Raw genomic sequence first — 22,761 nt, forward strand, 5'->3', positions numbered from 1 at the left:
GCGGACCTTCCTCACTCATGCCCGTACCCCTCGTGCCCGCTGGCCTTGCCGCGAAATACCCAATACGACCAAACCACGTAAATGAGGAGAATCGGCAGCACGAACGCTGTCCCGATCATCAAGAACTCATGCGACACCGGAGCCGCCGCGGCCTCCCATAACGTGACCGAAGGTGGCGCGATCATCGGCCAGAGGCTGATCACGAGCCCCGAAAACGACAGAAAGAACAGCCCCACCGAACAGACGAACGGCAAGACCTCGCGCTCCCGATCCGCCCCGCGCACGAGCAAGCCGGCAAGCAGCAGCGTCACGAGCGGCACGGGTGCGAAAAACGCGAGATTCGGCCAAGTGAACCAGCGCGCCGCGATGCGCGGGCTGAACATCGGCGTCACGATGCTGACGATGCCGATAAAGATGAACACCAGCACCATCACACGCTGCGCGACACGCCGCGACCACATTTGAAGGCCACCTTGCGTCTTCATGATGAGCCAGGTCGCACCCTGCAGCGCATAGCCGGCAATGAGTCCGAAGCCCGTGAAAATCGGAAACGGCCGCACCCAATCCCAGCTGGTGCCGACGAACTTCCCGCCAGCCTCGTTGAATCCTTGGACGAACATGCCGAGGATCACGCCTTGAGCGAAGGTCGCGAGCACCGACCCGCAGGCAAACGCAATATTCCATAGTCTCCTATTCGCGTCCGGCACGCCTCTGAACTCGAATGCCACGCCCCGGAAGATGAGCCCGAGCAACATCAGCAAAACGGGAAAATAAACGGCGGGAATGATGATCGCGAACGCGCCCGGGAAAACCGCCATCAGTCCCGCACCGCCCAATACGAGCCACGTCTCGTTGAAATCCCACACGGGCGAGACCGACGCCATCATCACGTCGCGATCCGATTCGCTCTTGCGAAATAGGAAGAGGATGCCCACCCCGAGATCGAAGCCGTCGAGGAGGATGTACATCAGCACGGCGAAGCCGAGGATAGCGGCCCACAGCGGGACCAAATCAAGCTGCGTCATCGTCGCCTCCCTTTACTTCCGTATACGCAGGCGCTTTCGATTCCTCGCCGTCGCTGTGCTGCACGGCCGACAGTGGACGAGCCGCACGCCGATTGAGCGTCTGCGGCCCCGGCGGGCGCGCATCCGGGCCCAGCCGTACCAGCCGGGCGAGCAGCACGCCTCCCGCGCCGAATATGAACAGGTAGCTCAGTACATACAACGCGAGCGATAGCGATACGTCGGCGGTCGTCAGCGATGGCGTCACGGAATCGGCGGTCCGCATCAGCCCGTATACCGTCCACGGTTGACGGCCCGCCTCGGTCGTCGTCCAGCCCGCGAGCACGGCAATAAAGCCGAGCGGGCTGGCGAGACGGCAGACGGCCAGCCATCGCCGGCTTGCATAGAGTTTCCGTTTGGGCCAAAGCACGAGCCCCGATATCACGATGACGAGCATCAGCAACGCGATGCCGACCATGATATGAAACGCGAAGAACACGATCGGCACGTTCGGCCGATCGGCGCGCGGCCAATCCTTCAATCCGTGAACGAGCCCGTTGGGATCGTGCGTCAGGTAGATGCTGCCCAGCACCGGGATGGAGATCTCGAAGTGATTGCGTTCCTCGTTGTCGTCGGGAATCGAAAATAGATTGGCCGGCACGCGGCGGCCCGTATCCCAGAGTCCTTCCATCGCGGCGAGCTTCGCCGGCTGATATTCAAGCGTATTGCGGCCGTGCTCGTCGCCGATGAAGATCTGCACCGGCACCATGACGATCAGAAACCAAAGCCCCATCTTCACGCCCTTCCTCGGGCGCCCGCCGTTTAAGCAGATAATGCGCGCCAACGCCAAGAATGACGAACGCCGTGGTGACGAGAAAAGCCGTGACCGTATGCGCGAGCCGATACGGAAACGACGGATTGAAGATGATCGCGAGCATGCTCTCGGGCACGAACTTGCCGTCCACGATCCGATAGCCGCTCGGCGTTTGCATCCAACTGTTGACCGCCAGAATCCAGAACGACGACATCAACGTGCCCGCCGCGACGAACATCGCGGACAACACGTGCGCCCACTGCGGGACGAGTTTTCGGCCGAACAGCAAAACGCCGAGAAACGCCGATTCGAGAAAGAATGCGGTCAGCACTTCGTAAGCCATCAGCGAGCCGATCGCACTCGACGTCGCCGCGATGAACCGGCTCCAGTTCGTGCCGAATTGAAACGGCATGACGATGCCCGACACGACGCCCATCCCGAACGACACGGCGAAGATGCGAATCCAAAACGCCGATAGCCTTCGGTAAACATCACGGCCGGTCGCCCACCAAAGCACCTCCAGCGTGGCGATGTAACACGACAGTCCCACGGTGAACGCCGGCAACAGGATATGCAGGGCGATCACCCAGGCGAACTGCACGCGCGATAGCAATAAAGCGCTCATGGCGGATGGTATGGCGTGGTGAAGAGGGATACGGCATGCCGGCGCGGATCGAAGAATCGCGCCCCTTCTCTCCCTTTATAGGTCAGCAAAGCGAATGCCGCGATGCGGTAATCGGCCGCGTCGAATCCGGCACGGGATATGCGTGACCAGCCACAGCCGAATGCGCACGGCCTGGGCCGCGCATTTCCACCGAACATCACGTTTCTCGGAGACTCACATGGTGCGTTCGCTTCGCCAGCCGAAGATCGTCGTCGTTACCGGAGCCAGCGCGGGGGTCGGCCGCGCGGCTGCCCTCGCCTTCGCGCGCCTCGGCGCCGACGTCGCGCTGCTCGCGCGCGACGCCGAGGCGCTCGAGCACGTTGCCTCGATCGCCCGCAACCACGGCGTGCGTGCCATGCCGATCGCCGTCGACGTCAGTGCCGCTCACGAAGTCGAAGCCGCCGCCAATCGGATCGAAGCTGAACTCGGTCCGATCGACGTATGGGTCAACAACGCCATGGTGACGGTGTTTTCCCCCGTGGCACGGATGAAACCCGAGGAGTTCGCGCGCGTCACGGAAGTAACGTACCTCGGCTATGTCTGGGGGACGATGGCGGCGCTGGAGCGGATGAGCCGCCGCAACAAAGGCGTGATCGTGCAGGTGGGTTCGGCCCTGGCCTATCGCGCGATCCCGCTGCAATCGGCTTACTGCGGCGCCAAGCATGCGATCCGCGGCTTCACTGATGCCCTGCGCTGCGAACTGCTGCATGAAAAAAGCGGCGTGCACGTGACGATGGTGCAGATGCCCTCGCTCAACACGCCGCAATTCGATTGGGCCCAGAGCAAGATGCCCGGCGCGCCGCGTCCGGTCGCGCCCATCTACGAGCCGGAGGTGGCGGCGCGCGCAATCGTCTGGGCGGCCACGCACCGGCGGCGCGAACTCTATGTCGGGCTGCCGTCGATCAAGGCAATCGTCGCGAACAAGTTCATCCCGGGCTATCTGGACCGGTACTTGGCGAAGCGCTCGTTCGCCGGGCAACAACGTAAGAGCCCGACCGATCCCGGCCATGCCGTCGATCTGTGGAAGCCTGTTGCCGGCGCGCATCGCTTGCGCGGCTCGTTCGGCGCAGAGGCGAAATCGTCGAGCGCCGCGCTATGGCTCGATACGCACCGTGGAACCGCATTAGGCGCTGCATTGGCATTGGGCTTGGTCGCTTTGCTAACCCGCCGCAGACTAGCTTCCCACGCATAGCTCCGCACGCGCCCATACGTGCGGTCTGGGCCGGGGGGGCGATCGATAGCGCCCCCCATCAACATAAGGCCGAGTCCCTAGTACTTAGGATTCCTTCTTACCCGGCAACACCGAAGCCATCACTTGCTTGGCCGTATTGACGATCACGCTCCCTTCTTCGGGATCGCCTTCCATCAGCGTGCGCATGAACTTGCGTGCTTGCACGAGCGTCACGTGCGGCGGCAGTGGCGGCACGTCCGGGTCGGTCTTGATTTCGAGCACCACGGGCCGGCCCGCAGCCATCGCTTCGTCCCAAGCAGGACCGATCGCTTCGGGTGCATCGACGTAGATCCCTTTGAGGCCGATCAGTTCGGCGAAGCGATGATACGGCACGTTCGGCAGATCCTGAGAGACCTCGAACTTCGGATCGCCCTCCATGACGCGCTGCTCCCACGTCACTTGGTTCAGATCCTCGTTGTTCATGACCATGCAGATCCACCGGCCGTCCTTCCATTTCCGCCAATACTTGGCCACGGTGATGAGTTCGGCCATATTGTTCATCTGCATCGCACCGTCGCCCACCATCGCAATCACGGGCCGGTCCGAATGCGCGAACTTCGCGGCGATCGCATAAGGCACGGCCGCACCCATCGACGCGAGGCCGCCCGAAAGCGAGCACATCATGCCGCGCCGAATCTTGATGTCGCGCGCATACCAATTCGCGCACGAGCCCGAATCGCTCGTCAAAATCACGTCCGAGGCCAGCCTCGGCGATAGCTCCGTGAAGATGCGCTGCGGATTGACCCCGCGTTTGACGCTCTCCTTCGCGCGCTTGTCGAGCGTGTTCCACCATTCCGAGGTCCACCCCTCGATGCGCTTGCGCCACGCCTCGTCGGTCTTCTGATCGAGTAGCGGCAGCAGCGCGCGCAGCGTCTCGGCGCTATCGCCGACGAGGTTCACCTCCATCGGATAGCGCAGGCTCAGCATGTCGGCGCCGATGTCGATCTGCACGCCTCGGGCTTCGCCTTCCTTCGGCAAGAACTCCGAATACGGAAACCCCGAACCGATCATGAGGAACGTATCGCAATGATTCATCAGCTCCCAGCTCGGCTTCGTCCCGAGCAAGCCGATCGAGCCCGTCACCCACGGATATTCGTCCGGCACCACGGCTTTACCTAGCAGCGCCTTCGCGACGCCCGCCTTCAATCGCTCGGCAACGGCAATCACTTCGTCGGTAGCGTGCAGCGCCCCGGCGCCAACGAGTATCCCGACGCGCTTTCCGGCATTGAGCACTTCGGCCGCACGCGCGAGATCGGCGGGCTCGGGCATGATGCGCGGGCGCGAATAGCCGACGCCCGAATGCGCCGTCCCGTGCTTGCGCGGCGGCGGCGTGTATTCGAGATCCTGAAGATCGTTCGGAAAGATGATCGCCGTCACGCGGCGCTGCGACAGCGCGATGCGGACCGCCCGATCGACCATGTGCCGCACTTGGGGCGGCACGCTCGCTTGCTCCACATACGAGCCGGCGACGTCCTTCAGCATCGAAACGAGGTCGACTTCCTGCTGATAGTGCGAGCCGAGCCCCGCGCGTGCCTGCTGCCCGCAAATCGCGAGTACCGGCATATGATCGAGCCGCGCGTCGTACAGTCCGGTAACGAGGTGAGCCGCGCCCGGGCCCGAGGTTGCCATGCACACGCCGAGTTCGCCCGTAAACTTCGCGTATGCGCTGGCCATGAACGCGGCCATCTCTTCGTGACGGGCCTGGATGAATTCGATCTTGCCGCCCGCGCGCTGCAATGCGCCGAGCAAGCCGTTGATGCCGTCGCCGGGGTAGCCGAATATGCGCCGCACGCCCCATTCATGCAATCTTTCGACGATGAAGTCGCCCACCGTTTGCGCCATCTGTGCCTCCGATACCGTCTGTCCTCGAGACTCGATGTCGCGCAAGAAGTGCGCCCGTGAAGCACGTCAATCCTGCCAAGCAGTTCGATCGATTCGATCGATGCCGGTCAGATCCCTTTCATCCCTAAGCGCTCGCGCATTTCACGCGTGATGCGCTGCTTGGTGCCGGCATAGTCGGCCCACGGGTCGGCACGCAACCGTTCAAGCCGCTTATGGACGTTTTCCACGGTCCATTGCGCGCCGCCCGTTGTATCGGCGAGTTCGTCCCATGCGATCGGCACCGACACCCCCATCCCGGGCCTCGCACGCGGCGAAAACGCGGCAACGGTACTCGACCCTCTGTTGTTGCGCAGGTAGTCGACGAAGATACGGCCGCGCCGGTTTTGCGCCCCCATCTTGGCGCTGAAGCGATCGGGCAAGGTCTCGGCCATATGCTGCGCGGCGGCGTGCGCGAATGCTTTGACTTCATCCCAGCCGGCGTGGCGAGCAAGGGGCACGACGACGTGCAGGCCCTTGCCTCCGCTCGTCTTACACCACGATTGCAGGCCAAGCTCCGTCAGCAGGTCGCGTGTGAGCCGCGCCGCCTCGATCATGCGATCCCAGCCGAGCTTCGGATCGGGGTCAAGATCGAATACGATGCGATCAGGCTTTTCGATATTCGCCGCCACCGCGTTCCAGGTATGCAGTTCGACCGTTCCCATTTGCGCGGCGCCGACTAGCGCCTGTACGCTGTCGAGCGTGATCAAAGGCGGATGGCCGGGGTCGAGTCCCTCATGCGAAGTCACGAACGGGATCGATAAACGATTGCTGTGCTTCTGAAAGAACAGTTCGCCTTCTATGCCCTCCGGGGCGCGCACGAGCGCAACGGGGCGGCCTTTGACGTGAGGCAGCAGCATTGGCGCGATGCGCTCGAAGTACCGGACCAAGTCGCGTTTCGCGAATCCGATCGGCTTGTCGATCATGCGTGCCGGGTGCGAAACGCGCACGCCGGCTACGGTGTCACCCTCCTTCAACTGTGTGTCGGCTTCCATGGATGCCCTCACTTTCCGTCCATCGGAGTGCGTTGCCTTCGCGGCCTTGGCCTTGGCCTTACCGCTCGCCGTGCCTGATCCCCGCTCGGCGGCACCATCGGGTTTGCCGGCGGCCTCATGGACGATTTCCCGCGCGGGCTTGTCGCCACGCAAGCTGATGAACGATGCCTGCCGGACGATGCCCTCGCTCGTCCATTCCGCGAAATTGCATTCGGCGATCACGTCGGGCCGCACCCAATGCACCTTCGTGCGGCTGCGCTCGCTCGCCGCTTCGGCAAACGGCGACCGCGCCGTCTCGCGCGCATCCAGTTCCTTCTTGATCGAACGCAGCATCGCGGTATCGAAACCCGTCCCGACCCGTCCGGCATAGCGCAGCTTGCCGTGCGTATCGTGAACGCCTAGCAGCAGCGCGCCGAATCCGGTACGGCTGCCGCTCGGCTCGGAATAGCCGCCGATGACGAACTCCTGGCGCCGCCGGCAACGCAGCTTGATCCACGAGCCGCTGCGTGTCGACGTATATCGGCTGTCGCGCCGCTTGCCGACGATCCCCTCGAGCGCCATCTCACACGCGCTGTTCAATAGATCGCGCGCGTCGAGTACGAAGTCTCCGGAGAAACGCACCGTGTCGTCGCCGCATCCTTCGAGCAACGCCCGCAGCAAAGCTCTGCGCTGCACGAGCGGAACGTCGCGCAGGTCATAACCGTTCAGATAGGGCAGATCGAACGCGAAGATGACGATGTCCTGCGGACGGTTCGCATCGAACGCATTCTGCAGCGCCTGAAAACTCGGCACGCCGTGCTCGTCGAGCACGACGGCCTCGCCGTCGATCCAAGCCGTTTCGACATCCAATGCGGCAAGTGCTTGGGCTTGCTGCTTGAACTTATCGGTCCAATCGAGCCCGCTGCGCGTGAAGATGCGCACAGGCTTGGCCTCGCTGCGGTCGATGCGGGCGAGCGCGCGATAGCCATCGAACTTGATCTCGTAGGTCCAATCGTCGCCGGCAGGCACTTCGTCGACGAGCGTCGCCAACTGCGGCTTCAGCGATTGCGGCAGACGCGCCTTGACCGCGCCCTTGATCGACGGCGACGCAGCTAGCTCGCGCAGCGACTTCGTCGTGCGTGTCGCCACGAGGTCAGGCCGGCTAGACTTTTCCTCTCCCGCATGCGGCGCCTTTGCGGGGACAGCTAACCGCCCTTTGCGAGCTTTGTTCACGGAAACGCCGCTGGTCGGCCGTTCCGCTTCGTCGGCCCGGCGCGCCCCATCCGCACCGCCCTTCGCCGTGCGCTTGCGGCCCTTGGCGGCCTTTCCCTTGGCCGCGCCATCGGCAAGCGCACTGCCCGGCTCCGCGGCGATGACATCGTATTCGCCTTCGGGCCGCGCCTCGTCGTCGCGCTCCTTGATCAGAAGCCACTGCTCTTTGTCGCCGCTGCCCCGCATCCGGCTGCGCACGAGCGCCCATCCGCCGTGCAGCTTCGCTCCATGCAGCGTGAACTTGAGCTTGCCGGATTCGTAGGCCTTGCGTGCTTCCGCCACGCCGCCGTTCGGCTCCCACGTGCCGCGATCCCAGACGATCACGGTGCCCGCCCCGTAATTGCCGGGCGGAATCTCGCCTTCGAACGTGCCGTATTCGATCGGATGATCTTCGACATGGACGGCGAGCCGCTTCACCGCAGGATCGAGGCACGGCCCCTTCGGCACCGCCCATGATTTGAGCGTGCCGTCGAGTTCGAGCCGGAAGTCGTAATGCAGGCGCCGCGCGTGATGCTCTTGAATCAAATAAGACAGCGCCGGCTCGGCACGCCGGCTTGCAGCCGTTCGGGCTGTTCCTGCCATCCGCGTTGCCACGCGGGCCCGGGCACGTCCCGCTCCCGACGGCTCCGGTGTCGCCTCGAAGCGTCGCTTCTTTCGATAGGTTTCGAGCTTGCCCGCCATGCCGATTGAAGTTAATTCAGTGATTCAGGTCAAAACGAATGAATTCGAATGAATGGAAATGTCGCAGCGCGCGGCACCGCGGTGCCCGCATCAAGCCGCATGCTTGCCCTTGCCGCGGCCGAGGCTGCGCTTGAGCAATTCAGAGAGATCCACGACGTCGGCCGTCTTGCGCGAGCGTGCCGGCGCTCGCGCACCTTCGCTGATCTCGTGCGTCTTGCCCTCGCGCACCTTGCGATCGACGAGCGCGAGGACGTCGTCGCGGAACGTGTCGTGATAGTGCTCGGGCGCCCACTGCTCGGTCATGTCGTCGATCAGCTTGGTCGCCATCTCGAGTTCGCGAGGACTGATGCCGGCCTCCTTCGCACCGGCCGGCGGCAATGAAAGATCGCCGATGTCGAGCACCTCTCCGCCCCAGCGCAGTGTATTGAGCGCGAGAACGGGACCGGCCGGGATCAACGCCGCCAAATGCTGCTTGTTGTGGAGTACGACATTAGCGACGCCGATCTTGCCGGTCTTCGCCAGCGCTTCGCGCAGCAGCGCGTAGGCTTTCTTTCCCTGCCGCTCCGGCACGAGGTAGTAAGGGGTGTCGAGGTAGAGAAAGGAGACCGAGTAGGCTTCGACGAATGCGAGAATGTCGACGGTCTGGGTCGATTCGGGGCTGGCCGCGCGAATCTCGTCGTCGGTTAGGATCACATAATTGTTCTTTTCGTACTCGTATCCCCGCACGATGTTTTCGCGGCGCACGTCCTTGCCCGTGCGCTTATTGATCTGTTTATAGCCGATCGGATCCGCCGTTTCCTTATCGAGCAAATTGAAGCTCGTGCGTTCGGGCCGCGTGGCGGCAAGCAACTGCACGGGCACGTTGACGAGACCGAAGCTGATCGCACCTTTCCAAATCACGCGTGACATGGCGACTCTCCTTTCGCCGAGCGCAAGCGCATGAAGCACTTGACGAATCCGGCACCACCCGCCGTTGCGCGAACCGTTTCCGAACTCCGATTAAAACGGCTTTGCATTCCTTGCAAAGCCGTCGTTATCGCTGCAACGGCAGTGACTATTATTCTCCTGGCGCCGTCACCTGAATACGCCGATCAACAGCGTCGCCAAGAAGATGACGAGGAAGATGAAGAACAGAATCTTCGCGATCTCCGCGGCGCCGGCGGCGATGCCGGTGAAACCGAAGACGGCCGCGACGAGCGCGATGATGAAAAAGATGAGTGCGTATCTAAGCATGGCGTCCTCCTTGATATATGCCGGCGTGCCGGCCTACGCATCGCCGCTCCTTTGGCTTGCCGCGGCGGACACTGAGCGTTGAGCGTTGTTCGAAGCAACGCTTGGCTATCCATTCCGCAACGAGTATGCCCATCGGGAGACCCGGGAGGGAGAACCGTTCGTCAACGCAAGTTGCGTGCGCAGCAATCGTCGAATCGTCGGCGCGAGCCATGCAACGGCGCAACGATTCAACGATTGGCGTGAGCCTGCGTGCGAGGGGCCGCAGCTCCGGGACGTGCCGGATCTTGAAGCGGCTCGACGTCCTTGGTCGGATCGAAATCGGACCAGCGTCCGTGCTGCCAACGCCCGTGCGCGCGTTCGACTTCGAGACTGCCCGCTTCGCGCAATACCCTCGCCGCGTCCATTTGATTCTCGGGCGATACGTGGACGGCGACGAGCACGCCGGAATCGCGCGACTCGTGCGGCACCTGACTGTCGGGTAGCTTGCCGCCGCCACGCGTATGCGACATCGCACCCGCCAGCGAACCGACATAAGCGCCGACGCCGGCAGCCACGACAAGAATGAGAAACGGCGAGGAAAACGCGCTGAACAGGGCTACTCCTATCACGGCACCGATGACCGCGCCTATCGCACCGCCCTTGCCGGCGCCTTTGGTCGCCTGCGCCGCCTGCGGGTCCACATACCGGTCGCCGCCGATCGGAAAGCGTGCGTGCTGCCCGCGCGGATTGACGAAGAACAGTGTGACGTCCTCTTGCACGAATCCGCCTTCGAACAGCCGGTTCGCGGCCGTTTCGGCATCGGCGAACGTCGTAAAGCGACCTGCGACGATCAACGACATGACGTGTCCTCCCAATTGAGTGGTTCTGGTGATGCGTTGACTTTACGTAGGCGCGATCCGGAACAGGCCGCTGCGCAACACGACGGCGGCGCCGCCGCTCTCTTCGATCGCGTGCGTGCACACCGCGTGGATGCGTTCCCGGCCTTGCGCATAGGCACGCAGCAGTTCCGCCTCGAGCGTGGAGCCCGCGCCGAAATGATCCTCGAGCGCCTCGGCCGTGATCGCGCAAGACAACGCGACGCCGTCGACCACGGCAATGAAACGCACGACCATCTGCGCACCGTCGAACGCGGGCGCGTCGTCGGGAAACGTCACGCGCAGTGACGGCCCCGCCGGCTGCCGGCGCCCGTTTTTTCGCTCGTTCGTATCGCTCATAGATGGAGACTCACCGTGCCGCGCCGCGGTGTTCGAGGCGGGCGATGAGCTTTTGATTGAAGGCGGGAATGTCGTCGGGCTTGCGGCTCGTGATGAGATTGCCGTCCTCGACGACTTCCTCGTCGACCCAGGTCGCGCCCGCGTTGCGCAAATCGTCTTGCAGACTGGGCCAGCTCGTCATCGTGTGGCCCTTGACGATACCGGCCGAGATCGGCAGCCAGCCGCCGTGGCAGATGACGGCAACGGGTTTGTGCGCTTCGTCGACCGCACGCACGAACGCTTGCGCCTCCGGCACCGAGCGAATCGCGTCGCTGTTGACTACGCCGCCCGGCAGCACGACCGCATCGTATTGATCCGGCCGGACCTGGTCGAATGTCGCATCGACCGTCACCATGCCGCCGCGCTCCATATGGCGGAAGCCCTGGATCTGCCCGTGCTTCTTCGAAATCACGTGCACCAACGCGCCAGCCTCCGACAGCGCCTGCTTCGGCTCGACGAGTTCAGCCTCTTCGAAACCGTCCATCGCCAGGATGGCGACCTTGCAACCTTCCAGCGTTTTAGTCTTCGTAGTCATCGGCGCAGCTCCTCTAGATCATATGAAGTGCTGCCATGCACCGCAGCAAACGCGGTGCCCATGTCGGCTCGGCACCGGCTCGGCACTCCAGCCACTTCAGCACTTCAGCACCTCAACACTTGTCCATCACTTCTTGAGATCGCTCGGCAAGCCGGTCAGCAGATCGGCCATGTCGTCGGCGTGTTCCTCTTCCATCGCCAGGATGCTCTCCATCACGCGCCGAGAAGTAGGATCCTTCTCGCCGAGGAACGTGATGATCTCGCGATAGCTGTCGATCGCCACACGCTCCGCCACGAGGTCTTCCTTGATCATATCGACGAGCGACTTGCCTTCCACGTACTCGGCATGGCTGCGCGTGAGCAGACCGTCGGGCGAAAAATTCGGCTCGCCGCCGAGCTGCACGATGCGCTCGGCCAGTTGGTCGGCATGCTGCTGCTCTTCGTTCGAATGCTGCAGAAACTCGTCGGCAATGGCCTTCGAATGAATCCCCTTCGCCATGAAATAGTGGCGGCGGTAACGCAGCGTGCAGACGATCTCGGTCGCGAGCGCATCGTTGAGCAGTTTCAACACCGCCGCACGATCCGCCTGATAGCCGGCGGTCACGGCCCCTTCCTCGATATGCTCGCGCGCACGCTTGCGGATTGCCTGGACGTCCGACAGAAACGGTTGATTCGGCATGGGTTTTCTCCATCGATTGTATTTACGAAACACGGCTTCGCCCTGCGAGCGGCCATAGGCAAGCGCACCGCTCGCGATGCCCTGCAGCAACGCATCAACCGTGCCAAAGCGAACGCGCGAATAAGCGAGCAGCGCTGCTTGGCACGTGCATTGCATCGCCGAGAGGGACCCGCCACGACTTAGGCCAAGCTGCGCGAAGCGTTTGGACGTCCGCGCCAATCCCCCACTCGATCGGACCGCATGCACGAAACCATTTGGTTCCTCATCGTCGGCGGCATGTTCGTCGTGATGGGGGTCTCGAGTTCCCTCTTCAAGCGTTTGCCGTTGACCGGCGCGATGCTTTATCTCGCTGCCGGCTTCGCGCTCGGCCCCGAAGGCGCCGGATTGCTGGCGCTCGACATCACGAAAGACGCGCCGCTCGTGCGGCTGCTCTGCGAAGTCGCGCTGCTCGCGTCGCTGTTCGCGATCGGCCTGCGGCTGCGCGCGCCCATCTTCGCGTCGCTATGGACGCTGCCCGTGCGGCTCGGCCTGCTCGCAATGATCGCGACTGTCCCGCTGCTCGCGGCATTCGGCGTCTGGGGTTTGGGGCTCGCGTGGGGACCCGCTTGGGTCCTGGCCGCCATGCTCGCCCCGACCGACCCCGTGCTCGCGCACGACGTCCAGGTGCGCGACGCCAACGATCTCGACATCGTGCGGTTCGCGCTATCGGGAGAAGGCGGGCTCAACGACGGCATCGCGCTGCCGTTTGCGCTGATCGCGCTTGCGTGGTGCACCAACGGTACGAGCGGCGCTTCGGTCGCCCACGTGGTACCCGCGTTGAGAACGATCGCCGCAATGATTTGGGGCATCGTCGGCGCGATCGGCATCGGCGCCCTGCTCAGCTTCGCCACGACGCACGCCATCGCATGGCTGCGCACGCGCCATGCGCAGGCGCTCGGCCTCGAAGGCTTCTTCGCGCTCGGCCTCATCGAACTGTCGTATGGCGCGGCGCAACTGCTGCACACGTTCGGCTTTCTCGCGGCGTTCGCGGCGGGCGTGGCGATGCGGCGCGCCGAACATCGCGCGACGGGCGAGCGTTCTCCGCAAGACGCGATCGGTTCGATCGACTCTTCGGACGTCGCCGCAACGGCCGCGCATCCCGCGAAGGCTCACGCCTACATGGCCGAATCGGTCCTCGGCTTCACGATCGAGCTCGAGCGTATCGCCGAGATGGCCATGATGATCATGGTGGGCAATCTAATCAGTACGATGGCCGTGGCGCTCATCACCTGGCGCAGCGTCGCGCTGGTGCTCGCGCTCTTTTTCGTCGTGCGGCCGCTGGCGGTCGAACTCTCGCTGCTCGGCTCGCGCGCGCGGCCCATGGAACGCCACTTGATGGGGTGGTTCGGCATCCGCGGCATCGGCACGGTCTATTACCTCGCCTATGCGCTCGAACGAGGCAAGGCGAGCGACATCGTTCCGCTCGCCCCTTACGCGCTGGCGGTCGTCGCGGCCTCGGTGTTCGTGCACGGGATGTCCGCCATGCCGTTGATGAAGCATTACGGACGCAAGCGCGCGCGTGAAGCGGCCGGGCGGGACGCGTAGCGGAACGGACGCGGCCATCAGCCGATGCGATGCTCGATTATCCGCCGTCTTGCAGCGCAGCCGGCTTGTCCGGATTGTCGAGCGTGCGATAAGGCAGCGCATCGGATGCCGGGTCGGCCGTCGTCTCGTCGAGCACACGCTCGACGTCGGCCGTTTTGGCAAGCTCCGACAGAAAGGTCTGCTTGTCGAAGCCGGGCGCGACACAGCCTTGCACGTAGATGAACCTTCGCTGCAGCATCAGCCAGAGCGTCGTGTGCTCGCGCCAATGGGTCGAAGGCTCGATGTTCGCGAGACGCCGCTTCACCGCCTCTTGGATCTCCTTGTCGTAGAGGTAGCTGTTCGAAAGCCGGCAGCGCCCCTCCCACCAGCAGCTGTTGCCTCGTTCGATCCGGTAATGCGAATCGGCCAGCCACTCCTGTTCGGTTTGGAGGGGCCCAAGCGGCGCGGGGCATGACGATACCGCATGAGAGACCTGAAAGAAGGGATCGTTGCCGCGATTCGCGCGCGGGCCGTCGGCCCACACCGACGTTGCACACATGACCGAGGCCGCGGCGACTGCAGTAGCGGCTGCGGCCGCTGCAAGCGGCAAATGTCCCATCGTTTTTGTTCTCCTACGCGGCGGCATCAAGCGACTCGGTGCGTGCCCTCGCTCGCGAACTCTAGCACGCGCAGGATCAGTTGCGGTGTCAACGGCTTCGCGCAATGCGCGTCGAAGCCTGCCTCGCGCGCGCGAACCCGGTCCTCGGAAGCGGCATATCCGGTGCACGCAATGAGCAGCATGTGCGCCGTCGACGAATCGGCGCGCAACCGCCGCGCGACTTCCAGCCCGTCCAGCCCCGGCATGGCAATGTCGAGGAGCACCGCGAACGGCTGCCATTCGCGCGCGATCACGCACGCCTCGTGCGGATCGCTGGTAGCACGGCATTCGAAGCCGTCCGCATCGAGCAAAAGTTGCAACGCGTCCGCCGCGTCGCGATAGTCGTCCACGACAAGCACACGGCGATGATCGGCCATCGCTGGCCGAACCGTGCGCCACAGCACGACGTCGTCGCTCGGCTCGGCATTATCCCGCTCAGTCACGTCCCTTTCCCCTGGTTGATCTCGACGCAGTCGCGAACCAATGCAAATAACGATCCCGCAACCGCACACTGCGGCGAAAAAATGGCATGCACGTTGCTCTGAGGTCTGGCACGATTTGCTTAGAGGTTTTCAACGGTCTATCTCGACAGCGACATCGAACCAGGAAAAAGAGCTATGTCGACCTCAAACGCGGCATCGCGCCTCGCCTTCGCGGGTGCGCTTTTCGCGGCCTTCGCGCCCGTTCCGGCTCATGCGCAAACGCCGTCTCCGCTCGCCGAGTGGCAATACTCGGGGGGCATCCTGCTCGAGCAGATGTTCGAGCCGAACCTGCCGGCATGGCGCATCCACATCGGCCCTTCCGTCAGTTTTCAGCCGCGCTACGACGGCTCGGACAGCTATCACGCGGTGACCGGCCCGACCATCGACATCCGCTATCGCGACCGCTTCTTCTTGTCGACCGGCGAAGGTCTCGGCATGAACGTCCTGACGGGGCCGAACTGGCGCGTGGGGTTCGCGGCCGCCTACGATCTCGGCCGCCGCGAAGCCGACGACCTCGATCATTTGCATGGCATGGGCAACATCAATCCCGCGCCCAGTCTCCGGCTGCTCGGCGAGTACATCGTTTCGAAATCGTTTCCGCTCGTCCTGCGCGCCGACCTGCGCCGCAATTTCGGCGGCGACAACGGATGGATAGGCGATCTCGGCGCCTATATGCCGATGCCGGGCAGCTCGGAGCAATTCTCCTGGTTCGCCGGCCCGACGATGACGATCGCCGATTCGCGCTATATGAATAGCTGGTTCGGCGTCAACGCCGCGCAATCGGCGAATTCGGGCTACCGGCAATACAATGCTTCGGCCGGCATCCGCTCCGTGGGGTTCGGCGTCTCGGCGGCATGGACGGTCAAGAAGCATTGGGTCCTGAGTGCCGACGGCGCCTTCCAGCAGCTCGTCGGCTCGGCCGCGCGCAGCCCCATCACGCAGACCCGTGCATCGGGCGTCTTCGACGTTTCCGTGATCTATCAATTCTGATCCCGGCGCCGACGCGCACGCCGGTGCGTGGATGCGTCGGCGGTCATCGATTCGATGCGCGCCCGGCGTATCAGCGTGCCTTGGGCGCCTCGACGGTGTCGCGCGGCACCGACAAGCGAATCGCGAATCCCCCGGCCGCTTCGCTGCCGATGGAGACCGAGCCCCCGAGCCTGCGCACGCGATCGCGAATGCCCGCGAGCCCGGATGGACGCGGCCGTCCCTCGTCGCCGCCGGCCGGCGTTTCGATCGCTCTGCCGTTGTCGCGGATGGACACCTCGCACGTGACGGCCGTGCAGATCAGCTCGATATCGACGATCGTCGCACGATGCGCATGGCGCACGACATTGGTGAGCCCCTCCTGCACGATACGGAAAATCGCGGTCGAGGCCGCCTCGTTGAACTCGACGTCGTCGGCATTGCTCGTAATGCCGATGCGAAGATGCGAGCGCTGTCGGAAATCGTCGACGAGCCATTCGAGCGCGGGCAGCAAACCGAGGTCGTCGAGCACCGCCGGACGCAGTCCCGCAGCGAGCCGCCGCACCGACCCGATCGCGTGGTCGACGGCATCGCGCATCACCAGCGCCCGCAAGCGTACCGCCTCGAGTGCATCGGCCGGATCGCTCGAGAGCGGCACGTCGTCGGACGTCAGCGCCGTCAAATCCATCTTCAATGCCGTCAGCTGCTGCCCGAGGTCGTCGTGCAATTCGCGCGCGATGCGCTTCTTTTCCTCTTCACGTGTCGCTTCGATCCGCGCCGCCAATTCGCTCGCATATTCGAGCTGGCGCAACTGATTGCGCTCGGTGATGTCGCGCACGACTTTCGCGAATCCGACGAGTTCTCCGCCCGCGCCGTAGACGGCGGTGATGACGACATTCGCGCAAAGTCGCGAACCGTTCTTGCGCAGGCGCCATCCTTCCTTCTCGAGGCGCCCATGGACCGCCGCATCGGCAAGTTCGCGTTCGGGCTCGCGCGACGCGATCCCTTCGACCGGATAAAAGCGCGAGAAATGCCGCCCGACGATTTCCGCGGCATGAAAGCCGAGCAGACGCGTGGCACCGCCATTCCAACTCGTCACGTGCCCTTGTGGATCGAGCATGAAGATCGCGTCCTCGACGGCGTCCATGAGCCGGCGCATCCGCTCTTCGTTCTGGCGCAGCTGTTCTTCGCTGCGCCGCCGCTCGGTCAAATCGCGCGTGATCTTGGCAAAGCCCAACAACTCGCCGGCCTCGTCGCGCAACGCCGTAATCACCACGTTCGCCCAGAAGCGGGAGCCGTCCTTGCGCACGCGCCAGCCTTCGTCCTCCCATCGGCCGAGCTCGGCGGCGCGGCGCAGCTCTTCGGCCGGATAGCCGCGCGCCGCGACGTCCTCCGGATAAAAAACCGAAAAATGGCGGCCGATGATTTCCTCGGCGCGGTAGCCCTTGATCCGTTCCGCACCTAAATTCCACGTCGCGATCCGGCCCTTTGCATCGAGCAACAAAATCGCGTAATCCTTGATCGCATCGACCATGACCCGATAGCGCTTTTCGGGCGAAATGCGGGTGATCGACGGGCCTTCGCCATGGCCGTTCGATGGTATCGGGTCAATGATCACGGAGCGGCTCCCGCTCGAAATACTTCCGTTCAGTCTAGTGCTAGTGCCCGGTCGCCGCCATGAAGCGGCACGGCAATTCGCAAACGTTTGCCCTGTCCGTCCTGTAAGCCTCGTCCGACAATGTCGCCAAAAGCCGGACACGAATCAAGTCCCCCGCTGATTTCCAGGCCCCACGGTTTCGCCCACACTCAAAACCGTGAACTCGAACCAGTCGGTCGTTGCCATGAAAGTGTTGCTAGTAGAAGACTATCCGCCGATCAGAGAACGCCTATGCGATCTTGTCCGGACGATCCCCGGCGCGCAGATCGTGGCCGAAGCCGACGAAGCGTCGGCTGCGGTCGCCGCAATCGAGGCAAGCAATCCGGATGCCGTCATCGTCGATCTGCAATTGAAGGGCGGCACGAGCGGCTTGACGATTCTGAAGTGGCTCCGCGCGCAACGGCCCGGCATCCCGGTGATCGTGCTCAGCAACTCGGCCTACGCGCAGATGCGCAAGGTCTGCATGGATCTGGGCGCGCGGCTCTTTCTCGACAAGGCCAGCGAGTTCGCCCAGCTGCGCGGCGCGTTGCTCGAACTGGCCGACCGCTTCCCGCCTTCGTCTTCGTTGTCTTGAGCGGACAGCGCGCCGATCGATACGCGCGCGCTCACCGTGCTCACCGCTCGCCCGAGCATGCCGCCGCCGTGTAGGCAAATGCCGACAGCGATGCCGGACAGCCTACGCGATCTTCAGCGCGGCCTGATTTGCAGCGCCCGCGGCGGGGTCAATACTTCAGACAACGGACCGAAATCGATACCGAATCCGCGGAGCCGGGCTCCAAGACCGAACCGCCCGCCCCTCGACGACACGCAATAGGAGACCTGCCATGTCGACCCAAGCCACTCAGCAAGCCACGACCAACGACGTCGACGACATTCTCGAACTCGCGCGCAATGCCGGGTTGCTCGTGACGCTCGACGGGCAGATCGGCCGTGAGAAGTATCAGAGCGTCGCCGGCTCCGTCACCTCGTTGATGCGCTTCGTCGACGCGCTGCGCGAAACGCTCGTCGCCGAGGTTCCCGCTTGAATCGTTTTTTCGCGCCGCTCGAGCCCTGCGCTTCGCGGCCGGCGTAATCGGACTTTTTTGCGCATCCGCCGCCCTCGCCTCCCGAGGCCGACACACCCCGTCGCGCCGCGATAAGCGCTTCGGCCGCCCGCCCAGAGCGGGCGTATTTATTTTTTGCGCTTCGCACGGGCGAGTTTTTTTTGCCTGCCTCCGGCGGGCGTGTTTTTTTTCTCTGATCTATGCTTGCTGCCGTGCCCATCCGTTTCGGACGGGCGCGCACCGGACGGCTGATAAAACCGCCAGGTGCGCCGTGATTGGCAGCCGCGCGCTAATCTAGGACAATTTGTCAGAAGTCTGTGCTGTGCAATTGCGCCTCGCGTGCTATCGCAGACTCGATTCTTTGGCCCCGTGCCTGTTTTTTAGGCGGCGCGGGAATGCGATAACCCGCAGGATGCGCATGCCCGCAGCAGGAAATTCGTCTTCACCCCACGCGCCCCCCGGCAGCCACCGCAGGCCGGGCGAGTCATTGCGCGCGCCCGTGCTCGCGGCGACGGCCACGGCCCTCATCGTTTTCATCGCGGCGGCCGTTTCGGCGCTGATCGTTCACGATCATTTGCTTCGCGTCGCTCAGGAGAATTTCGATGCCCGCGCCGCGCACGTCGATTCCGACATCCGGCGTGAATTGCTGCTTTGCACGCAATTGCTGCGCGGCGCGAGCGGGCTCGTCGTCTCTCAGTCGCAAAACGCCGGCGACGCCACGCCAACACCCGACGCCTGGGATCGGTACGTCTCGCGCCTCGATCTGGACGACTCCCCGCCGTGCGTGCGCTCCCTCGGGTATGCCACCGCCGGCGCGCCGGCCGGCGCGAGCGGCGCGGCCCCGGGCGGCGCGCCCGCCCATACCGTGTTGATGTGGCCGCCGCGAGGCGATACGTCCGACGGCGGCGAGCTCGGCGTCAGCGATGCCACGCGCGCCGCGCTGATGCGCGCCGCCAACAGCAGCGAAGTGGCGATGGCGATCCGTGAGCTGCCGCGCGAGAGCGGCGGCACCGCCCAGCGCGGCGAAGGGCAGCCTCGCGCACGGGTCGACCTTTATTTGCCCGTCTATCGCACCGCGCCGCCGCCCACGCTCGTGCCGGCCCGCCGTGCGGCGCTGATCGGTTTCGCGTTCGGGCGCCTCGACACGGAGTATCTCTTCGCCAGCATCTCGGCGCACGAGCCGCGCATGACGCTGCGCGTCTCGGGCGGCCAGCCGGCAATGATGCTCTACCCGCCCGGCGCGCCGCTCGAGGAGCAGTATGACGGCCCGGAGCGCTTCAAACGGATCGACACGCTGCATTTCGGCGGCGAAGCGCTGACCATCGCCTATGCGACGAGCGATCCGACACTGGCGGCGTCGGCCGATTTCAGCAGCAGCGCGATCGTCGCGGCCGGGTTCGCCGCCGCGGTCATCGCCGCGGCCGCCGTCTTCATCTTCGTGCGCAAGCGCGGCACGACGCTTGCGGAGGCGGGGATGGCGCGCGCGCGTTCGTCGCAGGACGAAGCGCGTTTGATGGCGATCATCCGCTCCTCGAGCGAAGCGATCGTCACGACCGACGAACAGCAGCGCATCGTGATGTTCAATCCGGCCGCCGAGCAAGTCTTGCGCTGCTCGGCGATGGACGCGATCGGCACGTCGATCGACCGCTTCATCCCGGAGCGCTTCCGGGCGGAGCATCGCAGGCACGTCGAGCGGTTCGGCGAGACTGGGGTCACCGAACGCAAGATGGGACGGCAGCAACCGGTTCTCGTCGGCCTTCGCGCCGACGGCGAGGAGTTTCCGATCGAAGCCTCGATTTCGCAGATCCATGACGGGCGCGGCAAGCTCTACACCGTCATGCTGCGCGACGTGACCGAGCGCGTCCGTTCCGAGGATGCGCTCAAGGCCTCGCGCCAGGAGCTGCGCGCGCTATCGGCCAACTTGCAGAGCGTTCGCGAGGACGAAAAGACCCGCATCGCCCGCGAGCTGCACGACGACCTCGGCCAACAGCTCACAGCCTTGAAGATGGACCTGTCGTCCGTCGAACAGTCGCTGGGCGAATTGCCGAGCGCGCCGGCGCCCGTGCTCGCGCAGCTGATCACGATGCGCCGCCTGATCGACTCGACGGTCGGCTCCGTGCGCCGCATCGCCGCGGACTTGCGCCCCGTCATGCTCGACGATCTCGGCCTGCTGCCGGCGATCGACTGGCTGCTCACCGATTTCAGGACCCGTTACGGCATCGAGATCGAGCGCCGGATCGAACCGGGGCAGGCGCAGTTTTCGCGAAACGGCGCAACGACGCTCTTTCGCATCGTGCAGGAAGCGCTGACGAACGTGGCAAGACACGCGGAAGCAACGCGCGTGTCGATCGCGTTCGTCGTCGAGGATGACCAATGCCTTCTTCGGATCGAGGACAACGGTTGCGGAGCGCCCGGTGGACGGGATAAGGAAGGAAACGGGGAGAAATCCTTCGGACTGCTGGGCATCCGCGAACGCGTGCACATCCTAGGTGGTTCTGTCTCGATAGATACCGCGGCGAAACAGGGATTCAAACTGACCGTACGGGTCCCGCTCGCCGCAATACAACAGGAAGAGGCTCTGCCATGACCAAAGTACTGCTGGCCGACGATCACACGCTCGTCCGCGACGGCCTGCGCCATATTCTCGAGGGCACCAGCGGGTTCGAAGTCGTCGGAGAGGCTTACGACGGCCCGACCACGATTTCGCTCGTGCGCGGCACGCCGGCCGACGTCCTCGTGCTCGACTTGTCGATGCCCGGGCGCAACGGCATCGAACTCGTCAAGCAGATCAAGGACGAACTGCCCGGATTGCGCGTGCTCGTGCTGACCATGCATGCCGAGCAGCAATACGCGGTGCGCGCGTTCAAAGCCGGGGCGTCGGGCTATCTGACCAAGGAAAGCGCGAGCAAGGAACTCGTATCGGCGTTGACGAAGATCTCGGCGGGGGGCGTCTACGTCAGCCTGTCGATGGCCGAGCGGCTCGCGCAAAGCTTGAACGAGCCGACCGACATGCTGCCCCATCAGCGGCTGTCCGATCGAGAATTCGACGTGTTCCGGCGCATCGCGGCCGGTCAGACGATCAGCGAAATCGCGCACGAGCTGTGTGTCAGCGCAAAAACGGTCAGTACCTATAAAACGCGCATTCTCGAAAAAATGCAGATGCCGCATGAAGCCGCCCTGGTGCGCTACGCAATTCAGCACAAACTCTTCGAAGACAGCGAAGATTTGTAAGCAGTCGTAACGGCCGCGCGGCATGAATCGTCGCCAAGGCCCGCCGCGCGGGCTGGCGGATTCGTCTGTAGGACACACCCTACAAGTACCTTCCTACCCGCCTACAACACAATCCTACCGAACCGATATTTATTTCTAAATGCGCTGACGATACTGTGCCCATGGAATCGAGCATCCCGTCACCGCTGAGAGTGTTCGTCGTCGACGAATCGACGCTAGTGCGCGAGCGATTGTCCCGGCATATCGGGCCGGACGGCGCCGCTTGCATCGTCGGCGAAGCCGAGGATGTCGAGAGGGCGCTGCAAGGGATCGACGAGACGGACCCGGAAGCGGTCGTGCTCGATCTTCGCCTGATCGAAAGCAACGGCATGGAGCTGCTCCATGCGCTACGCGATCGTACGGACCCCATCGTCACGATCGTGCTCACGAACTACGCCTCCGAGGTGTTTCGCGAAGCGAGCGTCGTCGCGGGAGCCGATTACTTCTTCGACAAGACGACCGAATTCGATCTGGCGATGGAGACGATCGCCCGCCTGGCCCGAGAGAAAACCGACGGCGCGGCCTGCGCCTGACGGATTCCTCATTTACCCGTCTGAACCGCCTCGCTGGCCGAGTTCGCGCTCGGCATGGTCGAACGCCGCGCGCACGGCGGCTTCGGGTTCCGTATCCGAGCAATGCGGCAGGGCAACGCGTTCCTGTTCGGGCGTCACGATGTCGAGCCACACGTCATAGTAGGTACCGTTCGCCCCCTCGAGCGCCTCGACGGTGAGACGGCAGGCGCTCACCTGCTGCGCGAAGCGCATCAGCCGCAGCAATTGGACACCCGCCTCGGCTTCTATTCGTGCCGCCCCGGGAAATCCGACGTACGCGATCTGCATGCCGATTCCCATTTACCGTCTCCGCACCCGAGTCACCCTGCTTGTCGAAAAAGCGGCGCGCACGAGTTC

Annotated in this window: 20 protein-coding genes and 2 pseudogenes; 8 read left to right on the top strand and 14 right to left on the bottom strand. The window is 64.0% G+C overall.

The genetic code is table 11. The features are described from left to right. Positions 1-11: 11 nt before the first annotated feature. Both cydB and DWV00_RS16940 read right to left on the bottom strand, forming a co-directional pair. A complete protein-coding gene (gene cydB / locus DWV00_RS16935; RefSeq protein WP_115534761.1) occupies positions 12-1,025 on the bottom strand; it encodes a cytochrome d ubiquinol oxidase subunit II in 1,014 nt (337 codons plus the stop codon). Then, positions 1,012-2,440, bottom strand: a pseudogene (locus tag DWV00_RS16940) (cytochrome ubiquinol oxidase subunit I). The gene cydB and the pseudogene DWV00_RS16940 overlap by 14 nt, the downstream one beginning before the upstream one ends. Positions 2,441-2,657: 217 nt before the next feature. Between DWV00_RS16940 and DWV00_RS16945 the strand changes: the two are divergent. Then, positions 2,658-3,671 carry an SDR family oxidoreductase gene (locus tag DWV00_RS16945; RefSeq protein WP_115534762.1) on the top strand — a complete coding sequence of 338 codons (1,014 nt, stop codon included), beginning with the start codon at positions 2,658-2,660 and terminating at the stop codon, positions 3,669-3,671. An 84-nt stretch (positions 3,672-3,755) separates the two neighbouring features. Here the strand turns inward: DWV00_RS16945 and DWV00_RS16950 are convergent, their stop codons facing one another. The 8 genes and pseudogenes from DWV00_RS16950 to DWV00_RS16985 all read right to left on the bottom strand — a co-directional run bounded on the left by DWV00_RS16950 (position 3,756) and on the right by DWV00_RS16985 (position 12,214). Then, on the bottom strand, positions 3,756-5,552 hold the full coding sequence (locus tag DWV00_RS16950; RefSeq protein ID WP_115534763.1) for a thiamine pyrophosphate-requiring protein: 1,797 nt from the start codon (positions 5,550-5,552) through the stop codon (positions 3,756-3,758). A gap of 107 nt (positions 5,553-5,659) precedes the next feature. Next, positions 5,660-8,515, bottom strand: a complete 2,856-nt coding sequence (gene ligD / locus DWV00_RS16955) for a DNA ligase D (protein ID WP_115534764.1) — start codon at positions 8,513-8,515, stop codon at positions 5,660-5,662. 93 nt (positions 8,516-8,608) lie between these two features. Further along, positions 8,609-9,424: pseudogene (gene ku, locus DWV00_RS16960) on the bottom strand (non-homologous end joining protein Ku); the annotation flags it as partial. A 165-nt stretch (positions 9,425-9,589) separates the two neighbouring features. Continuing rightward, positions 9,590-9,748: a DUF1328 domain-containing protein gene (locus DWV00_RS16965; RefSeq protein WP_115534766.1), complete on the bottom strand. Its 159-nt coding sequence runs from the start codon at positions 9,746-9,748 to the stop codon at positions 9,590-9,592. A gap of 227 nt (positions 9,749-9,975) precedes the next feature. Then, positions 9,976-10,587, bottom strand: a complete 612-nt coding sequence (locus DWV00_RS16970) for a hypothetical protein (protein ID WP_115534767.1) — start codon at positions 10,585-10,587, stop codon at positions 9,976-9,978. 42 nt (positions 10,588-10,629) lie between these two features. Further along, positions 10,630-10,962: a DUF1488 family protein gene (locus DWV00_RS16975; RefSeq protein ID WP_115534768.1), complete on the bottom strand. Its 333-nt coding sequence runs from the start codon at positions 10,960-10,962 to the stop codon at positions 10,630-10,632. A 10-nt stretch (positions 10,963-10,972) separates the two neighbouring features. Beyond that, positions 10,973-11,536, bottom strand: coding sequence for a type 1 glutamine amidotransferase domain-containing protein (locus DWV00_RS16980; protein WP_115534769.1), 564 nt, complete (start codon positions 11,534-11,536; stop codon positions 10,973-10,975). 126 nt (positions 11,537-11,662) lie between these two features. Continuing rightward, entirely contained in the window at positions 11,663-12,214 is a 552-nt protein-coding gene (locus DWV00_RS16985; RefSeq protein ID WP_115534978.1) for a ferritin-like domain-containing protein, read from the bottom strand. 240 nt (positions 12,215-12,454) lie between these two features. Between DWV00_RS16985 and DWV00_RS16990 the strand changes: the two genes are divergently transcribed. Next, complete coding sequence (locus tag DWV00_RS16990) at positions 12,455-13,798, top strand: cation:proton antiporter (protein ID WP_115534770.1); 1,344 nt, start codon at positions 12,455-12,457, stop codon at positions 13,796-13,798. Positions 13,799-13,835: 37 nt separating this feature from the next. On the opposite strand, the gene DWV00_RS16995 is transcribed toward DWV00_RS16990, so the two are convergent. Continuing rightward, the gene (locus DWV00_RS16995) at positions 13,836-14,336 is read right to left on the bottom strand and encodes a hypothetical protein (RefSeq protein WP_245964924.1); all 501 of its coding nucleotides are present in this window, start codon (positions 14,334-14,336) and stop codon (positions 13,836-13,838) included. 86 nt (positions 14,337-14,422) lie between these two features. After that, positions 14,423-14,878 (bottom strand): response regulator, encoded by a 456-nt coding sequence (locus tag DWV00_RS17000; RefSeq protein WP_245964913.1) that lies wholly within the window; start codon positions 14,876-14,878, stop codon positions 14,423-14,425. Between the two features lie 174 nt (positions 14,879-15,052). On the opposite strand from DWV00_RS17000, the gene DWV00_RS17005 reads away from it, so the two are divergent. Then, the gene (locus tag DWV00_RS17005) at positions 15,053-15,907 is read left to right on the top strand and encodes a MipA/OmpV family protein (protein ID WP_115534772.1); all 855 of its coding nucleotides are present in this window, start codon (positions 15,053-15,055) and stop codon (positions 15,905-15,907) included. A gap of 70 nt (positions 15,908-15,977) precedes the next feature. Here DWV00_RS17005 and DWV00_RS17010 read toward each other — a convergent pair whose 3' ends face one another. Then, positions 15,978-17,453, bottom strand: a complete 1,476-nt coding sequence (locus tag DWV00_RS17010) for a PAS domain-containing sensor histidine kinase (protein ID WP_425452798.1) — start codon at positions 17,451-17,453, stop codon at positions 15,978-15,980. 271 nt (positions 17,454-17,724) lie between these two features. Between DWV00_RS17010 and DWV00_RS17015 the strand changes: the two genes are divergently transcribed. From DWV00_RS17015 to DWV00_RS17035, 5 genes are all read left to right on the top strand, one after another. After that, a complete protein-coding gene (locus DWV00_RS17015; protein WP_115534773.1) occupies positions 17,725-18,114 on the top strand; it encodes a response regulator in 390 nt (129 codons plus the stop codon). 250 nt (positions 18,115-18,364) lie between these two features. After that, on the top strand, positions 18,365-18,565 hold the full coding sequence (locus DWV00_RS17020; RefSeq protein ID WP_115534774.1) for a hypothetical protein: 201 nt from the start codon (positions 18,365-18,367) through the stop codon (positions 18,563-18,565). 436 nt (positions 18,566-19,001) lie between these two features. Then, complete coding sequence (locus DWV00_RS17025) at positions 19,002-21,170, top strand: PAS domain S-box protein (protein ID WP_115534981.1); 2,169 nt, start codon at positions 19,002-19,004, stop codon at positions 21,168-21,170. Next, positions 21,167-21,814: a response regulator gene (locus DWV00_RS17030; RefSeq protein WP_115534775.1), complete on the top strand. Its 648-nt coding sequence runs from the start codon at positions 21,167-21,169 to the stop codon at positions 21,812-21,814. Before DWV00_RS17025 ends, DWV00_RS17030 begins: the two co-directional genes overlap by 4 nt. A 161-nt stretch (positions 21,815-21,975) precedes the next feature. Further along, positions 21,976-22,386, top strand: a complete 411-nt coding sequence (locus DWV00_RS17035) for a response regulator (RefSeq protein WP_115534776.1) — start codon at positions 21,976-21,978, stop codon at positions 22,384-22,386. Between the two features lie 12 nt (positions 22,387-22,398). Here the strand turns inward: DWV00_RS17035 and DWV00_RS17040 are convergent, their stop codons facing one another. Continuing rightward, positions 22,399-22,704: a hypothetical protein gene (locus DWV00_RS17040; RefSeq protein WP_115534777.1), complete on the bottom strand. Its 306-nt coding sequence runs from the start codon at positions 22,702-22,704 to the stop codon at positions 22,399-22,401. Positions 22,705-22,761: the final 57 nt, after the last annotated feature.

The sequence above is a fragment of the Trinickia dinghuensis genome (genome assembly GCF_003367175.1).
GTDB classification, from domain to species: Bacteria; Pseudomonadota; Gammaproteobacteria; order Burkholderiales; family Burkholderiaceae; genus Trinickia; species Trinickia dinghuensis.

Excerpts from the sequence above, each read along its gene's own strand:
- cydB (WP_115534761.1), bottom strand. The coding sequence starts at position 1,025 with ATGACGCAGCTTGATTTGGTCCCGCTGTGGGCCGCTATCCTCGGCTTC.
- DWV00_RS16945 (WP_115534762.1), top strand. The coding sequence starts at position 2,658 with ATGGTGCGTTCGCTTCGCCAGCCGAAGATCGTCGTCGTTACCGGAGCC.
- DWV00_RS16950 (WP_115534763.1), bottom strand. The coding sequence starts at position 5,552 with ATGGCGCAAACGGTGGGCGACTTCATCGTCGAAAGATTGCATGAATGG.
- ligD (WP_115534764.1), bottom strand. The coding sequence starts at position 8,515 with ATGGCGGGCAAGCTCGAAACCTATCGAAAGAAGCGACGCTTCGAGGCG.
- DWV00_RS16965 (WP_115534766.1), bottom strand. The coding sequence starts at position 9,748 with ATGCTTAGATACGCACTCATCTTTTTCATCATCGCGCTCGTCGCGGCC.
- DWV00_RS16970 (WP_115534767.1), bottom strand. The coding sequence starts at position 10,587 with ATGTCGTTGATCGTCGCAGGTCGCTTTACGACGTTCGCCGATGCCGAA.
- DWV00_RS16975 (WP_115534768.1), bottom strand. The coding sequence starts at position 10,962 with ATGAGCGATACGAACGAGCGAAAAAACGGGCGCCGGCAGCCGGCGGGG.
- DWV00_RS16980 (WP_115534769.1), bottom strand. The coding sequence starts at position 11,536 with ATGACTACGAAGACTAAAACGCTGGAAGGTTGCAAGGTCGCCATCCTG.
- DWV00_RS16985 (WP_115534978.1), bottom strand. The coding sequence starts at position 12,214 with ATGCCGAATCAACCGTTTCTGTCGGACGTCCAGGCAATCCGCAAGCGT.
- DWV00_RS16990 (WP_115534770.1), top strand. The coding sequence starts at position 12,455 with ATGCACGAAACCATTTGGTTCCTCATCGTCGGCGGCATGTTCGTCGTG.
- DWV00_RS16995 (WP_245964924.1), bottom strand. The coding sequence starts at position 14,336 with ATGTGTGCAACGTCGGTGTGGGCCGACGGCCCGCGCGCGAATCGCGGC.
- DWV00_RS17005 (WP_115534772.1), top strand. The coding sequence starts at position 15,053 with ATGTCGACCTCAAACGCGGCATCGCGCCTCGCCTTCGCGGGTGCGCTT.
- DWV00_RS17015 (WP_115534773.1), top strand. The coding sequence starts at position 17,725 with ATGAAAGTGTTGCTAGTAGAAGACTATCCGCCGATCAGAGAACGCCTA.
- DWV00_RS17020 (WP_115534774.1), top strand. The coding sequence starts at position 18,365 with ATGTCGACCCAAGCCACTCAGCAAGCCACGACCAACGACGTCGACGAC.
- DWV00_RS17025 (WP_115534981.1), top strand. The coding sequence starts at position 19,002 with ATGCCCGCAGCAGGAAATTCGTCTTCACCCCACGCGCCCCCCGGCAGC.
- DWV00_RS17030 (WP_115534775.1), top strand. The coding sequence starts at position 21,167 with ATGACCAAAGTACTGCTGGCCGACGATCACACGCTCGTCCGCGACGGC.
- DWV00_RS17035 (WP_115534776.1), top strand. The coding sequence starts at position 21,976 with ATGGAATCGAGCATCCCGTCACCGCTGAGAGTGTTCGTCGTCGACGAA.
- DWV00_RS17040 (WP_115534777.1), bottom strand. The coding sequence starts at position 22,704 with ATGGGAATCGGCATGCAGATCGCGTACGTCGGATTTCCCGGGGCGGCA.